Raw genomic sequence first — 15,183 nt, forward strand, 5'->3', positions numbered from 1 at the left:
TGGTTTTCAGTGAGGTTGTTTTATAAAAAGAGCAAATTGTCCTTATCATACGGAGATTTAAATGTAGGACTGATGGCATTGCTATACGATAACTACAGTCTTTTCTACTTTGATTTGCCGGCGATGTTTAGCTCAGGAAAAGAAAATTTGGAGAAATCTATCAGATGATCTTGAATGATTTATATCATACTCCGACATCGCGAACGAGCAGAGAGATAACAGTGCGGTCTGAATTGGGAAGAATGTTGAGAGCTGCTCTAATCATGAATTGTTCTTTATCCGCCTCCTAAAAATGACCCAAATCACACTGCAATTGTAAAATAATATTGATTATTTTTAGTTAAGTTTGGAAAACAAGGGGCGTAGAGGGAGAATATATGGGCATATCCTTTGTGAACCAAATTCCTATAATATAAATATTAAGCGAAGTACCATGGCTGTAACGATAACAAGAGTATTCGACTTGCTTCAATACAATTTAGAGAAATTTCCAAAGGAAGAATTTGTTAGTGGTAAAATAAACGGAAAGTGGGTAAAATACAGTACCCAAAAGTTTTGTGATACTGTGGATGCATTGAGCCGCGGATTAATTGGTATCGGGTTGGGAAAAGAATCCAGAGTGGCAGTGATTTCGCCAAACAGACCTGAGTGGAACATCACCGATTTCGCTATTATGCAAATAGGCGCCTATCAGATACCACTTTACCCAACGCTTGCAGAACACGATATCAAATTTATTCTTGAAAATGCAGCCGTTACGGTTGTGTTTGCAGCCGATGAAGCCCTTTATAAAAAATTAAAAAACGTATGTGCAGAACTGGCTACTGATATAAAAGTATATACGTTTAATGACGTGCCGGGTGCCAATAATTGGTCTGCATTGTTAGATGATGGTGCAAAACAAACTCATAATCTTGATGAGTATCGAAATCAAATAAAACCAGAAGATATTTTAACTCTTATTTATACTTCGGGAACAACCGGAACGCCCAAAGGAGTGATGCTTACGCACGATAACCTGGTTAAAAATTTCGAGAACTCCGCGGTGCTTTTGCCAGAAGGAATTACAACGGGTTTGAGCTTCCTGCCCCTGTCTCATATTTTTGAGCGAATGGTTGTTTACCTGTACATGTATACCAACACATCTGTTTATTATGCCGAGAGTATGGATACCATTGTGGCCGATATTCAGTTTGTAAAACCTACGGTTTTCTCTACCGTTCCAAGATTATTGGAAAAGGTATACGAAAAGATCATGGAAAAGGGTAAAGCGCTTACCGGTATTAAAAGGGGAATCTTCTTTTGGTCGGTAGCCCTGGCAGAGAAGTATGAAATTGAAAGCGGTTGGTTCTATAATTTTAAATTAGGCATTGCCAGAAAACTCGTATTTAAAAAATGGCAGGAAGCCTTGGGGGGCAACATTATCGTTATTGTTTCGGGCGGTGCGGCATTAAATCCGCGATTGGCAAGAATCTTTTGGGCTGCGGATATGCCAGTATTTGAAGGTTACGGATTAACGGAAACATCACCGGTAATTACAGTAAACCACTTTGGTAATACCATGTTTGGTACTGTGGGGCCCTCAATTAAAGGGGTAGAAGTAAAGATTGCCGAAGACGGAGAAGTTTTGGCGCGTGGCCACGACATTATGAAAGGCTATTATATGCGCGATGACCTGACTGCCGAAACGATAGATAAAGATGGTTGGTTCCATACCGGAGATATTGGCGAGCTTGTGGGTGGCAAGTTTTTGAAAATCACAGACCGTAAAAAAGAGATATTTAAAACTGCAGGCGGCAAGTATGTGGCACCTCAAATGATAGAAAATAAATTTAAGGAAACACCTTTGGTGGAGCAGGTGATGGTATTGGGCGAAAATCGTAAGTTTCCATCTGCCTTAATTGTTCCTAATTTTGTGGCGTTAAAGGCCTGGGCAGCGAAAAAGGGAATTGGCTATACCACCGATGCTGAAATGGCAAAGGATCCGAACGTAGTAGAAAAGTTCCAGCAAATTGTAGAGCTGTCTGGTAAAGAATTTGGTAAGTGGGAGCAGGTTAAGCGCTTCGCCTTGCTGGCAAAACAATGGAGTATTGATGGTGGTGAGCTTACCCCTAAGCTTAGTTTGAAAAGGAAAGTTATTCTGGAAAAGAATAAAGATATTATAGAAAAAATTTATGCCGACGCAGAGAATTACAAAGAAGAGAAACACGCATAGGAACATTGTATTAGCTTTAATTACAGGGTTAATGCTATCTGGGTGTGTTGGAGGACAGCTTGGAAAGTATAACAGCAACGAGTATAGAAACGGAATGGTGGTTTCTGCAAGTCCGCTTGCCTCTAAGGTTGGCCTGGGTATTTTAAAAAAAGGTGGTAACGCGGTTGATGCTGCGGTTGCCGTACAGTTTGCCCTGGCAGTAGTTTATCCGAATGCCGGTAATCTTGGTGGCGGGGGTTTTATGGTTTATCGCGCTGCTTCTGGAGAAACCAATAGTTTAGATTTTAGAGAAAAAGCAGCGGCATTGTCATCAAGAGACATGTATTTGGATTCTGCCGGTAATGCCATTACCGATAAAAGTTTATACGGCCACCTGGCTGCCGGTGTTCCGGGCTCTGTAGCCGGAATGGTCGAAGCACATCAAAAATATGGTAAACTGAAATGGGCTGATTTAATTGAGCCATCTATAGAATTGGCAAGAAACGGTTTTAAAGTAAGTGCCAGACAAGCCAGAGAGCTTAACGGATTAAAGGAAACGTTTACCGAGTTCAATCCAGATGGTACCGCATTTTTGAAAGCAGGCGATTGGACAGAAGGTGATGTTTTACAGCAGCAAGAGCTGGCCAATACTTTGGAGCAGATTAGAGATCATGGTCGCGCCGGGTTTTATGAAGGTGCTGTTGCCGATAGTTTAATAGCCGAAATGCAACGCGGACAAGGCATTATCTCTAAAGAAGACCTTAAAAACTACAAGGCAGTTTGGCGTAAGCCCACCATAGGTAACTACAAAGAATATAAAATTATTACAATGCCTCCGCCATCAAGTGGTGGCATTGCTTTGTTGCAGTTGCTTAAATCGGTAGAGACTTATCCTTTAAAAAGATGGGGTTTAAATGCTGATTCCACAGTTCAATTGGTGGTTGAGGCCGAACGCAGGGTATATGCCGATAGGGCTGCCTATCTTGGAGATCCTGATTTTTTTAAAGTGCCGGAACAGCAGCTTTTAGATAATGCTTACATCAAAAACAGGATGAGCAATTTTAGCTGGAACAAGGCTACCCCAAGTGCAGAAGTTAAAGAAGGGAATTTAAATGGCAGGGAGCATGAGGAAACCACACACTTCTCTATTGTAGACAGGGATGGAAATGCGGTATCTATAACTACCACATTAAACGGGTCGTATGGTGCGGCTGTAGTTGTAAAAGGAGCGGGTTTCTTGTTGAACAACGAAATGGACGATTTCTCCGTAAAGCCCGGAACACCTAATATGTATGGGTTAGTTGGTGGCGAAGCCAATGCCATTGCACCAGGCAAGCGGATGCTAAGCTCTATGACCCCAACTATTATTGAAAAAGATGGTAAACTATTTATGGTTGTAGGCACACCTGGTGGTTCTACTATTATTACTTCGGTTTTTCAAACGATATTAAATGTAATAGAGTTTGATAAAAGTATGCAACAGGCGGTATCGGCTAAAAAGTTTCATCACCAATGGTTGCCCGATGAGGTTTATACTGAAGAAAACACACTCGATAGTTTAACTATGTTAAAACTTAAGGCTAAAGGGTATAATATTATCCCTCGCGGCCCAATTGGCAGGGTGGATGCGATATTGAAAACCAAGTGGGGATATTATCAGGGTGGTGCCGACCCCCGCGGCGATGACAGCATTGCAGCATGGTAGTTTTGTATAGTATATAGCACAGTGGCTTTACCTCTTAAACATTGTTAAAGGTGGTTTTGGCTGTTTGGCCTGAGTATTGAATAATTGAACAGGAATTAAAAAGATTCTGATAATTATTTAAAAACTCGATCTATGAAACTAAGACTATTTAAATGTTTACCCGTAGCTGTTGCAGCACTGCTTGTTGGTGGTGTAGCCCAGGCTCAGGATTCTACAAGGGTAACAACTAGCGATGCAAATAAATTAAATACGTGGTCTATTGGTATAAATGGCGGTGCATTAGCTCCAATTTCTCCTTTGGGAGGAAAAAATGATTTCTCTAACTGGAAAAGCAACTTCGGTTACGGATTATATATTAAAAAACAATTTACGCCATATTTCTCATTGCGTTTAGATGGGGTAAGAGGTAAATTGACTGGTGATAATTCAGAACCATACAAAAGTGGTGCAGTAAATGATAGTCCTATCAGTGCTTTCGAAACTACTCTGGATTATTCAGCAAGCTTAAATGCTGTAGTGAATTTGTTTAATATTGATATGTTCAATAAAAACAATGCATTGCAGTTATATGCATCAGCTGGTGCTGGTGTTGCTGGTTACAAGGTTAAAACCTCTACCGGTAGTGCTGGTTTAACCGACTACAAAAATGGTGAAACACTTAATGAACTGGTTATTCCGGTTGGTGTTGGTGCTAAATTTAAACTGTCTGACAGGATAAACCTTGATTTGGGATGGACTATGAACTATCTTGATAATGACGATCTTGATGGTTACTTCCGTGGAAGCAATGATAAATACTCATACGCTTATGGTGGTTTGGAATTTGCTTTGGGTAGCGGTCAGAAACAACTTGCATGGCATAATCCTGTAGCTTTAACTTATGATGAGGCTTTACAGGCTAAGCAAACTGCCAATGCTTTGAAAGGCGATCTTGAAGCTCAGAAAGCTGAGAACCAGAAATTAAGAGGCGAAATGAACGATCTGTTGAAAGATACAGATGGTGATGGTGTTGCCGATAAATTGGATAAATGTCCGGATACTCCTTCAGGAACTGTAGTTGATGGATCTGGATGTCCGTTAAAAGTACCGGCACCGGTTGAAAAAGTTGTTATTACAGAAGCAGATCGTAAGGTTGTTGCTGATGCAATTAAAAACTTAGAATTTGATTTGGGTAAAGCTACAATCAGATCTAAATCATATGCTACATTGAATCGTGTTGCGGCACTGTTGGTTGAGAAAAACTTTAGTTTGAAATTAGCAGGCCATACTGATAATACAGGATCTGATGCTTTAAATATGAGATTATCTAAAGATAGAGCGGAATCTGTAAAAGCTTATTTAGTGTCTCAGGGAGCAAATGCTTCTCGTATTGAGGCAACTGGATATGGCGAGAGTCAGCCTATTGCAAGCAACAAAACTGCAGCAGGCCGTCAGAAAAACAGAAGGGTAGAGTTTACGCTTTACTAGTCTGAAACAGTATTAAGTTTAAAAACCCCACTCTATTGTTTTAGAGTGGGGTTTTTTATGATATAATATTTTGTAAATTATACTTGCAAACTAATTATTATTTCAATAGCTTTGTTATGCAAGCATAGTATTTAATGAAACAACAGGAGACAATAGACTATTTTTTAAAGGTAGTGTGGCAAAACATGGCCAACACCTATAACCAGATCGCATCCGGATTCGGAATAACGCAGGCAATTGGTTATGTATTAATTAATATAGACAAAGAGGGGACGGCGGTGTCTCAGCTTGCAGGTCTGCTTGGGGTCAAGGCAACGAGTTTGTCCAGGATGCTAAACAATATGGAAGAACTGGGGTTAATATACAGGGAAACTTCTGCCGGGGATAAGCGATCGGTTAAAGTTTATCTTACTGATTTTGGCCGCGAGAAAAGACAGCTGGCAAAAGGGGTTGTGATTTCATTTAATGAGTATTTAAATGAAAACCTAAACTCTCACGAGAAGAACAATTTGATACTATCCTTACAGAAATTAAATAAACTGACTTTAGCTTATAAAATACCTGAAGAAAACAGGGAAAATAAAGGCTAGCCAGGTAACAGCTTGACAATCATTAAAAGTAAAAATATACTGATGGAAATGATAAACAAAAAGATAAATAAGGTAGCGGTATTGGGATCCGGAATTATGGGGTCGCGTATTGCCTGTCACTTTGCAAATATAGGTGTTGAGGTCTTGTTGTTAGATATTGTGCCAAAGGAGGGGCCAAGAAATGGTATAGTTGATACAGCCTTACAAACCGCTGTAAAAACCAATCCCTCGCCAGTTTATTCCAAAAAAGTACTTAACAAAATTACTACTGGTAATTTTGATGATGATATGTCTAAAATTGCAGGTTGCGATTGGATAATAGAGGTTGTTGTAGAGAATCTGGATATTAAGAAAAAAGTATTTGAGCAGGTAGAACAGCACCGTAAACCGGGTACTTTGGTTACTTCCAATACTTCTGGAATTCCTATTCATATGATGGCCGAGGGCAGAAGTGACGATTTTAAAGCGAATTTCTGCGGCACGCATTTCTTTAATCCTCCTCGTTATTTAAGGTTACTTGAAATTATACCTACTCCACATACCAAACCTGAACTGGTAGATTTTCTGATGCATTATGGCGATAAGTTTTTAGGTAAAACCACCGTTTTATGTAAAGATACGCCTGCATTTATAGCAAACAGGGTTGGTGTGTATTCTATTATGGCGTTGCTACATCTGGTTGAAAAGATGGAGCTGACGGTAGAAGAGGTAGATAAATATACTGGTCCGGCTTTGGGCCGACCAAAATCGGCAACGTTCCGTACTACCGATGTAGTAGGGCTAGATACCATGATTAAAGTTGCCAAAGGACTTTATGATAATTGTCCGGATGATAAAGCACACGATCTTTTTAAGCTTCCGGCTTATGTAGAAAAGATGGAAGCCAATAAATGGCTTGGTGATAAAACCAACCAGGGTTTTTATAAAAAAACAAAGACTGCAGATGGCAAAACAGAGATTCTTGCCCTTGATTTAAAAACACTGGAATACAGACCGCAGGTAAAAGTTAAATCGGCTACACTGGATTTGACCAAACCGATTGAGAACGTAAGAGACAGGATGAAAGTGTTTGCTGCAGGTAAAGACAAAGCGGGCGAGCTTTTCAGAGCTTCGTTTTTTGGTTTGTTCGAATATGTTTCTGACAGGATTCCGGAGATATCTGATGAACTATACAGAATTGATGATGCCATGCGTGCCGGTTTTGGATGGGATTTAGGTCCGTTTGAGGTTTGGGACGCTGTAGGCATAGCAGAATCTATTGAGGGCATGAAAAAATATGGACACGAGGCTGCGGCCTGGGTTCATGAGATGCTTGCTGCCGGTAATACATCGTTTTACAAGGTAGAGGATGGGGTTCGAAAATATTACGATATCCCTACCAAAAGCTATAAAGCAGTTCCGGGTACAGAGGCGTTCATTATTCTTGATAATTTAAGGGGCAGCAAGGTGATCTGGAAAAACTCCGGTGCATCGATTATTGATTTGGGCGATGGAATTATCAACGTAGAGTTTCATTCTAAAATGAATACCATTGGTGGCGATACTTTGCAGGCCATTAATAAAGCAATTGATATGGCAGAGAAGGATTACAGAGGGGTGGTGATTGGAAATGATGGTGCAAACTTCTCGGCCGGTGCCAACGTAGGGATGATCTTTATGATGGCGGTTGAGCAGGAGTGGGATGAGTTGAATATGGCGATAAGGACGTTCCAGAATACTTCTATGCGCATCAGGTATTCTTCTATTCCGGTAGTTGTCGCGCCACATAACCTTACACTTGGTGGTGGTTGCGAGTTCAGCTTACATGCCGATCATGTGCAGCTTAATGCCGAAACCTATATGGGTTTGGTTGAGTTTGGTGTAGGAGTTATACCCGGTGGGGGCGGTACCAAAGAATTTGCTTTAAGGGCATCTGATGAATATAATGATGATCAGATTGTTCAGAATGTGCTTAAGGATAGGTTTTTAACTATCGGTATGGCTAAGGTTTCTACCTCGGCTGTTGAGGCTTTTGAGCTGGGTTACTTGCAAAAAGGTAAATATTCTATTTCTATGAACAGGAGCAGGCTAATTGCTGATGCTAAGGCTAAGGCAATTGAACTTGCCGATGCGGGTTATACCCAGCCAGTTAGACGAAAAGATATTAAGGTATTGGGTAAACAGGGTTTAGGTATTGTTTACGCAGGTGCTAATACCATGTATTCGGGCCATTACATCTCCGAGCATGATAAAAAGATCTCTGAAAAATTAGGTTGGGTGATGTGTGGAGGTGATCTTTCATCGCCAACAGAAGTAACCGAACAGTATTTACTGGATTTGGAAAGGGAAGTGTTTTTATCGCTTTGCGGTGAAAGGAAAACGCTTGAACGTATCCAAAGTATTGTAACTAAAGGCAAGCCATTAAGAAATTAATTTTTTGATTAAAAAAGACTAAGACATGCAAGAAGCATATATTATAGCAGGATATCGTACCGCAGTAGGCAAAGCCCCTCGTGGTGTATTTCGTTTTACGAGGGCAGATGATCTGGCAGCTGAAGTAATCAGACATTTGGTGGCATCCATACCCAATCTGGATAATGAGCAAATTGATGATGTGATTGTAGGTAATGCTACGCCTGAAGCAGAACAGGGACTAAATATTGGTCGTATGATATCGCTGATGGGTTTAGATACGGATAAAGTACCGGGTGTTACCATTAACAGATATTGTGCTTCAGGCCTGGAAACTATTGCCACGGCGGTTGCTAAAATTAAAAGCGGTATGGCCGATTGCATTATTGCCGGTGGGGTTGAAGTGATGTCGGGTATGCCTTTTGGTGGTTGGAAAGTTGTTCCGAATGCCGAGGTTGCCAGGGTTAATCCGGATTGGTATTGGGGGATGGGCTTAACAGCTGAGGCGGTTGCGCGTGAGTATAATGTGAGCAGGGAAGATCAGGATGAATTTTCTTATCAGTCGCATCAGAAGGCTGTTGAAGCGATTAAAAATGGTCATCTGAAAGATGGGCTTTTACCAATTACGGTAAATGAAAACTATCTGGATGCTGATATGAAAAAGAAAACCAGAAGTTATGTGGTGGATACTGATGAAGGGCCAAGGGCCGATACTTCGATAGAGAAGCTGGCTAAATTAAAACCTGTATTTGCAGCTGATGGTTGTATTACTGCCGGTAATTCTTCGCAAACATCAGATGGTGCTGCGTTTGTTTTGGTGGTTTCTGAAAAGAAAATGAAAGAGCTGGGTGTTGAGCCTATTGCACGTTTGGTTAGCTATGGTATAGCTGGTGTTCCGCCGCGTATCATGGGAATTGGGCCTATCTATGCCATCCCTAAAGCTTTGAAACAAGCGGGTATGACGCTTGATCAGGTTGAATTGATTGAATTGAATGAGGCCTTTGCTTCTCAGTCGCTTGCGGTTGTTAGAGAATTGGGTATCAATAAAGATATTTTAAACGTTAACGGAGGTGCTATTGCACTTGGTCACCCACTAGGGTGTACTGGTGCCAAGCTATCTGTGCAGTTGTTTAATGAATTAAAAAGAAGAAAACAAAAATACGGTATGGTAACTATGTGTGTGGGTAGCGGACAAGGTGCGGCCGGTATTTTTGAAATGCTTTAATCTTATAGGTATTATGGAAACTACAGACAAAAAGACTATTAAGGGCGGAGAGTTTTTGATAACAGAAACCGCTTATCAGGATGTATTTATTCCTGAAGAATTTGATGAAGAGCAAAAAATGATTGCGCAGACTTGTCGTGATTTCCTTGCTGCAGAGGTATATCCAAATCTTGATCGTATTGATACGCAGGAGGAAGGATTAATGCCTTCGCTAATGGATAAAGCAGGAGAGCTGGGGATTCTGGGTGTATCTATACCTGAAGAATACGGCGGTTTTGGGAAGAATTTTAATACTTCGATGCTGGTAGCTGATGTTATTGGTGCCGGTCACTCTTTTGCTGTTGCGCTTTCTGCACATACCGGAATTGGTACTCTGCCTATTCTGTATTATGGAAATGCTGCTCAAAAAGATAAATATATTCCTAAGCTGGCAACTGGCGAATGGAAAGCAGCTTACTGCTTAACTGAACCAAATTCTGGTTCTGACGCCAACTCTGGTAAAACAAAAGCCAAACTAAGTGCTGACGGTAAACATTATTTGATCAATGGTCAGAAAATGTGGATCACTAATGGTGGTTTCGCTAATGTGTTTATTGTGTTTGCCAAGATTGATGACGATAAAAACCTAACCGCATTTATTGTTGAGCGTGAGTTTGGTGGCATTACCATGAACCCTGAAGAGCATAAAATGGGTATTAAAGGTTCTTCGACCAGACAGGTGTTTTTTAACGACTGCCCTGTACCTGTTGAAAACATGTTATCTGAGCGCGAAAACGGGTTTAAAATTGCTGTAAATATCTTAAACATTGGAAGGATTAAACTGGCAGCTGCGGCTATTGGTGCCTCTAAATCTGTAATAGATACGGCTATTAATTATTCGAATGAGCGTATTCAGTTTGAAAGACCTATCTCTAAATATGGAGCTATTCGTCATAAACTGGCCGAGATGGCTTCTAAAGTTTATGCTGTGGAGTCGGCTAATTACCGTGCAGGTCAGAATATCGATGATGCATATGATACCCTGGTTGCGGGTGGCATGGATGCCGGTAAGGCGAAATTAAAATCTACAGAACAGTTTGCAGTTGAGTGCGCCATTTTGAAGGTATGGGGATCTGAAGCGTTGGATTATGTTGTTGATGAAGGTGTGCAGATTTATGGTGGTATGGGATTCTCGGCCGAGGCACCTATGGACAGGGCTTATCGGGATGCGCGGATTAACAGGATATTTGAGGGCACTAACGAGATAAACAGATTGCTTACTGTTGATATGATGCTGAAACGTGCAATGAAGGGCGAACTGGATTTGATGACTCCGGCAACTGCTGTTGCAGGTGAATTAATGTCCATCCCTGATTTTGGTGAAGAGGATGATACTTTGTTTGCTACAGAAAAGAAAATCATTAAAAACCTTAAAAAGGCTACTTTAATGGTTGCTGGTGCTGCGGTTCAGAAGTTGATGATGAGCTTGTCTAAAGAGCAAGAGATTCTGATGAATATTGCTGATATGGCCAGCTATGTGTATGTAGCTGAATCGGCAATGTTGAGAACGGAGAAACTGGTAAGTATCAGAGGTGAAAAGCAATGTGAGGGGCAGTTGAATTTAATGCGCATCTACTTTGTGGAAGCGGTTGATGCGGTTCAAAAGGCTGGTAAAGAAGCGCTATGGGCGTTTGCCGAAGGCGATGAACTGAGGATGATGATGGTTGGCTTGCGCAGATTTACTAAAGCAGAGCCGTTTAATGTTAAAAATGTTCGCCAAAGTGTGGCACAGCAGCTAATAGCTGCAAATAGGTACTGTTACTAACTTATTTTATACTAGGAGTAACATTTCATAAATAAACTGGGCGCCCCTAAAATATTAGGGGCGTTTTTTATGTCAATTGTTAAAATTGGTTAAAAATTGTTCTATCGCCAATAAAAGACTATTTTTGTGCATTATGTTAAGAAATAGGCTTTTATTAGGGATAGCTATCATTGTTGGTGTTTTAGCCGCGTGTACAAAACCTGAAGTCTATGATGAAAAAGCTCAGTTTGAGATTGATGAAACGATAATTAAGGACTGGGCAGTGGCAAATAAGGTTACTTTAACAAAAGATACGAGCGGGCTTTATTACAGAATTGATTCTGCTGGTACAGGAGCCGACGATCGTGCCCCGACTGATACTTTAACTGTAGAGTATGAAGGCCGCTTAATGACCGATTCAGTTTTTAGTCGGGCTACCGCTGATAATCCGTTTAAGTTTATTCGGGAAAGTGTAATGCCGGGCTGGAGAATAGGTTTGTCTTTAATTAAGCCAGGTGGACGGATAGAGTTACTGGTGCCTTCAAAACTGGCATATAAGAATTACCCTACTCCCGGAGTACCGGCAAATTCTGTATTATATTTTATTATTGATTATAAAAAAGTTGCTAAAAAAGTAGATAAACAAAAATAGTATGTTAAAAAAAATTACCTCATATACCTTTCTTCTAGTGGGTTTGATTCTTCTAAATTCTTGTAAAAAGGAATATGAGTCCATTCAAAGTATAGATGATACTAAAATAAAAGATTACATCTCGAGCAATAATATCACCGATGCAATAGAAGATCCTGATAAAACAGGATTTTATTATCAGATTAAGACACAAGGAACCGGAGAGCTTTTTAAGACTACCGATTCTGTTTTGTATTCTGTATCTGTAAAATCGTTATTGAACGGTACTAATTATCACACTACACCCGCTATCTCTAACTTAGGAACATATGTAGGGTATGCCAGTTCTTTTTCTTATTCTGGCGGTACTAGTGTTGGATCTGTGGGCATCCAGCTTCCAAGTTTAAGAAAAGTATTGCAGACCCTTAAGCCGGGTGGTGTTGCTAGAATTTTATTGCCTTCATACCTGGCCTTTGGTAAAAACGGAACAACTGTTTTAAATATTCCATCAAATGAAAATATTGAATTCACTGTTACTACTTACCCTGAAAAGTCTCAAAGGTTATTGGATGATAGAAGAATCAGAGAGTTCATACAATCAAAAGGTTTAACCGCTACAAAAGACCCATCTACCGGAGTTTACTATTCAGTTATACAGGCCGGTACAGGTACCGAAGTTATTGATCTTAATACTACTTTGAAAGCCAAGTATACAGGTCGCACATTTGATGGAACCTCATTTGATTCTAATACTGATGGAACATTTTCAACCACACTACTGCAAGTTATTTCTGGTTGGGAAGTGTTGACGAAATTTACAAAGGGCGCAAAAGTTAGGATTTTCATTCCATCTTCAGAGGCTTATGGAACTGCCGGTAGCTCAACTGGAACTATCCCTCCTAATGCCTGTTTAGATTTTGATATTGAAATTGTTGATGTTACCAACTAATTTGGTGTCTATTCATTTAGGGCATCCTTAAAAACTTTTAACACTCTTTCTCTTGCAAAAGCATGTTCAACAATAGGTTGTACATGCTTTTGTTGTTTATATTCAGGTAGCCAATGGTTGATATAAGCCTGATCCGGATCAAATTTTTTGGCCTGAAGTTCCGGATTAAATACCCGGAAGTATGGTGCGGCATCGTTTCCACATCCGCACGACCATTGCCATCCTCCAATATTGCTGGCCATTTCGTAATCCAATAATTTCTCTGCAAAATAGGCTTCGCCCCAGCGCCAGTCTATTAATAGATGCTTAGTTAAAAAAGAGGCTACTACCATGCGTACCCGGTTATGCATATAGCCGGTTTGATTGAGTTGTCTCATTCCTGCATCTACCAGTGGGTAGCCGGTTTTACCCTCACACCAGGCTTCGAAATCTGATTCATTGTTTAGCCATTGGATGTTGTCGTAAGCAGGTTTAAAGGACTGATGCACGATTCTGGGGAAGTGCCAGAGGATCATCATGTAAAAATCTCTCCAGGCAAGTTCGGATAGCCACTTGTTTGCTCTTTGTTTTAATGCTTGTTGTGCAGCCTCGCGGATACTTATTGTGCCGAAGCGAAGATGCATGCCGATATGTGTAGTGGCATCAACAGCTGGGAAATCTCTCTTGTCTTCATAATCGGTAAGTTTGCTGCCGAAACGTTTTGAGGGGAACTTTTGGCTCGACTCTTTGAATCCGATTTCTGCTAAAGTAGGTAATGGAAGAGAGGCTATTTTAAGAAGATTGTTGAAGTAGTTGTTTATGGGATATGACTTAATGTAAAATTCATTAAGCTTTGCCCGCCATTGGTTGAAATAGGGAGTGAAAACGGTGTAAGGCTTTCCGTCGGCCTTTAAAATCTCGTTCTTTTCAAAGATGACCTGGTCTTTGAATGTTTTAAACTCAATTTGTTCAGATGCAAGATATTCTGCCAGTGCATCATCTCTTTCAATTGCATTGGGTTCGTAATCATGGTTGGTATAAACAGCTTTTACATTGTAGTTTTTTAAAATTTGAATCAATACCTCTTCAGGCGTGCCATATTCAACTGCTATGGTAGATCCCTGTGTTGCAAGTTCGGAATGAATTTCCTGTAAGGTGTGATGTATAAAGGTTACTCTTGGATCTTCCCGGTTTGAAAGTTTTTTGAGAATCTTTGTGTCAAAAATAAAAAGAGGCAGGACGGGGTATGGCCCTCTTAACGCCTCGTAAAGTGCTGCATTGTCGTCTAACCTTAAATCTCTTCTGAACCAGCAAACGCTTATTTCTTCTTTCACTACTTGTAAATATCGGTTAATGCATCTTCCAGGTGGGTATATTTAAATATAAAACCTGCATCCAGAAGTTTTTGTGCAGATGTATTTGTGCTTATGAGCGGGAGGATACTCATTTTTCCGAGAATCATTTCCAGTACTTTTTCCGGTACATGTATTGGCCATACCGGACGTTTTATTGTTTTTGCTATCGCTTTTGTTAAAGTTTCGTTGGTAACCGGAAAAGGCGCACAAGCGTTGTAAGCACCCTGGTATGATGGATTCTCTGCTGCCGTAAGAAACATATTTACAATATCATCAATGTGTACCCATGGGGTCCATTGCTTCCCGCTACCTAAGGGGGCGCCAACAAAATAGCGGATGGGCCTTTCTAATGCTGCCAGACCGCCTTCTGATTTACCAAGAACAAAACCAATTCTGAATTTAACTATTCGCAGATCTGGTGAGGCGCCTTCATCAACTGCCTCTTCCCATAATTTACAACACCTGGAAAGAAATCCTGTGCTGCTTCCAGATTCTTCAGTTAATATTTCATCTCCGCGGTTTCCGTAATAACCGATGGCCGAGGCTGAAATAAAGGTTTTTACAGGGGCCTGTGTTTCTTTAATGGTTTTATAAAGCAATTGGGCAGACATTACCCTACTATCTATAATTTGTTGTTTACGTTCTTTTGTCCATTTCTTTTCTGCAATGTTTTCGCCTGCCAAATGAATAATGGTATCTATGCCTTGCAGGCAGTTTGGATCTATAGTCTGTTTGTAAACATCCCATAAATAAACAGTTGCGTTTTTTATGCTGGTGGCTTTCCTTGTTAGCACAGAAACTCTATGCCCGGATTCATGTAGCGCATTTATTAGTTTTTTGCCTAGCATACCGGTAGCTCCTGTAATCAAGATTTGGTTCTTCATACTTCAATAACCTATTGTTTTAACTTTAAG

At 40.5% G+C, this 15,183-nt stretch carries 11 protein-coding genes; 9 read left to right on the top strand and 2 right to left on the bottom strand.

The features are described from left to right. Window positions 1-433: 433 nt before the first annotated feature. From HQN86_RS07775 to HQN86_RS07815, 9 genes are all read left to right on the top strand, one after another. The gene (locus HQN86_RS07775) at window positions 434-2,215 is read left to right on the top strand and encodes an AMP-dependent synthetase/ligase (RefSeq protein WP_172660455.1); all 1,782 of its coding nucleotides are present in this window, start codon (window positions 434-436) and stop codon (window positions 2,213-2,215) included. Continuing rightward, a complete protein-coding gene (ggt, locus tag HQN86_RS07780; protein WP_246269505.1) occupies window positions 2,175-3,899 on the top strand; it encodes a gamma-glutamyltransferase in 1,725 nt (574 codons plus the stop codon). Before HQN86_RS07775 ends, ggt begins: the two co-directional genes overlap by 41 nt. A gap of 132 nt (window positions 3,900-4,031) precedes the next feature. Next, window positions 4,032-5,366, top strand: a complete 1,335-nt coding sequence (locus HQN86_RS07785; protein WP_172660456.1) for a DUF6089 family protein — start codon at window positions 4,032-4,034, stop codon at window positions 5,364-5,366. A gap of 134 nt (window positions 5,367-5,500) precedes the next feature. Continuing rightward, window positions 5,501-5,956: a MarR family winged helix-turn-helix transcriptional regulator gene (locus tag HQN86_RS07790; RefSeq protein WP_172660457.1), complete on the top strand. Its 456-nt coding sequence runs from the start codon at window positions 5,501-5,503 to the stop codon at window positions 5,954-5,956. A gap of 48 nt (window positions 5,957-6,004) precedes the next feature. Continuing rightward, on the top strand, window positions 6,005-8,368 hold the full coding sequence (locus HQN86_RS07795; protein WP_172660481.1) for a 3-hydroxyacyl-CoA dehydrogenase/enoyl-CoA hydratase family protein: 2,364 nt from the start codon (window positions 6,005-6,007) through the stop codon (window positions 8,366-8,368). A gap of 25 nt (window positions 8,369-8,393) precedes the next feature. Then, entirely contained in the window at window positions 8,394-9,572 is a 1,179-nt protein-coding gene (locus HQN86_RS07800; RefSeq protein ID WP_172660458.1) for an acetyl-CoA C-acyltransferase, read from the top strand. Window positions 9,573-9,585: 13 nt separating this feature from the next. Continuing rightward, window positions 9,586-11,376 (top strand): acyl-CoA dehydrogenase family protein, encoded by a 1,791-nt coding sequence (locus HQN86_RS07805; RefSeq protein ID WP_172660459.1) that lies wholly within the window; start codon window positions 9,586-9,588, stop codon window positions 11,374-11,376. A 133-nt stretch (window positions 11,377-11,509) separates the two neighbouring features. Further along, window positions 11,510-12,007, top strand: a complete 498-nt coding sequence (locus tag HQN86_RS07810; protein ID WP_172660460.1) for an FKBP-type peptidyl-prolyl cis-trans isomerase — start codon at window positions 11,510-11,512, stop codon at window positions 12,005-12,007. Between the two features lies 1 nt (window position 12,008). Beyond that, complete coding sequence (locus tag HQN86_RS07815) at window positions 12,009-12,935, top strand: FKBP-type peptidyl-prolyl cis-trans isomerase (RefSeq protein WP_172660461.1); 927 nt, start codon at window positions 12,009-12,011, stop codon at window positions 12,933-12,935. An 8-nt stretch (window positions 12,936-12,943) separates the two neighbouring features. Here the strand turns inward: HQN86_RS07815 and HQN86_RS07820 are convergent, their stop codons facing one another. Both HQN86_RS07820 and HQN86_RS07825 read right to left on the bottom strand, forming a co-directional pair. Continuing rightward, window positions 12,944-14,248, bottom strand: a complete 1,305-nt coding sequence (locus tag HQN86_RS07820; RefSeq protein WP_172660462.1) for a cryptochrome/photolyase family protein — start codon at window positions 14,246-14,248, stop codon at window positions 12,944-12,946. Further along, complete coding sequence (locus HQN86_RS07825) at window positions 14,248-15,153, bottom strand: TIGR01777 family oxidoreductase (protein ID WP_172660463.1); 906 nt, start codon at window positions 15,151-15,153, stop codon at window positions 14,248-14,250. The genes HQN86_RS07820 and HQN86_RS07825 overlap by 1 nt, the downstream gene beginning before the upstream one ends. Between the last annotated feature and the right edge of the window lie 30 nt (window positions 15,154-15,183).

The organism is Pedobacter panaciterrae (assembly GCF_013204795.1).
Lineage (GTDB): Bacteria > Bacteroidota > Bacteroidia > Sphingobacteriales > Sphingobacteriaceae > Pedobacter > Pedobacter panaciterrae.

Excerpts from the sequence above, each read along its gene's own strand:
- HQN86_RS07775 (WP_172660455.1), top strand. The coding sequence starts at position 434 with ATGGCTGTAACGATAACAAGAGTATTCGACTTGCTTCAATACAATTTA.
- ggt (WP_246269505.1), top strand. The coding sequence starts at position 2,175 with ATGCCGACGCAGAGAATTACAAAGAAGAGAAACACGCATAGGAACATT.
- HQN86_RS07785 (WP_172660456.1), top strand. The coding sequence starts at position 4,032 with ATGAAACTAAGACTATTTAAATGTTTACCCGTAGCTGTTGCAGCACTG.
- HQN86_RS07790 (WP_172660457.1), top strand. The coding sequence starts at position 5,501 with ATGAAACAACAGGAGACAATAGACTATTTTTTAAAGGTAGTGTGGCAA.
- HQN86_RS07795 (WP_172660481.1), top strand. The coding sequence starts at position 6,005 with ATGATAAACAAAAAGATAAATAAGGTAGCGGTATTGGGATCCGGAATT.
- HQN86_RS07800 (WP_172660458.1), top strand. The coding sequence starts at position 8,394 with ATGCAAGAAGCATATATTATAGCAGGATATCGTACCGCAGTAGGCAAA.
- HQN86_RS07805 (WP_172660459.1), top strand. The coding sequence starts at position 9,586 with ATGGAAACTACAGACAAAAAGACTATTAAGGGCGGAGAGTTTTTGATA.
- HQN86_RS07810 (WP_172660460.1), top strand. The coding sequence starts at position 11,510 with ATGTTAAGAAATAGGCTTTTATTAGGGATAGCTATCATTGTTGGTGTT.
- HQN86_RS07815 (WP_172660461.1), top strand. The coding sequence starts at position 12,009 with ATGTTAAAAAAAATTACCTCATATACCTTTCTTCTAGTGGGTTTGATT.
- HQN86_RS07825 (WP_172660463.1), bottom strand. The coding sequence starts at position 15,153 with ATGAAGAACCAAATCTTGATTACAGGAGCTACCGGTATGCTAGGCAAA.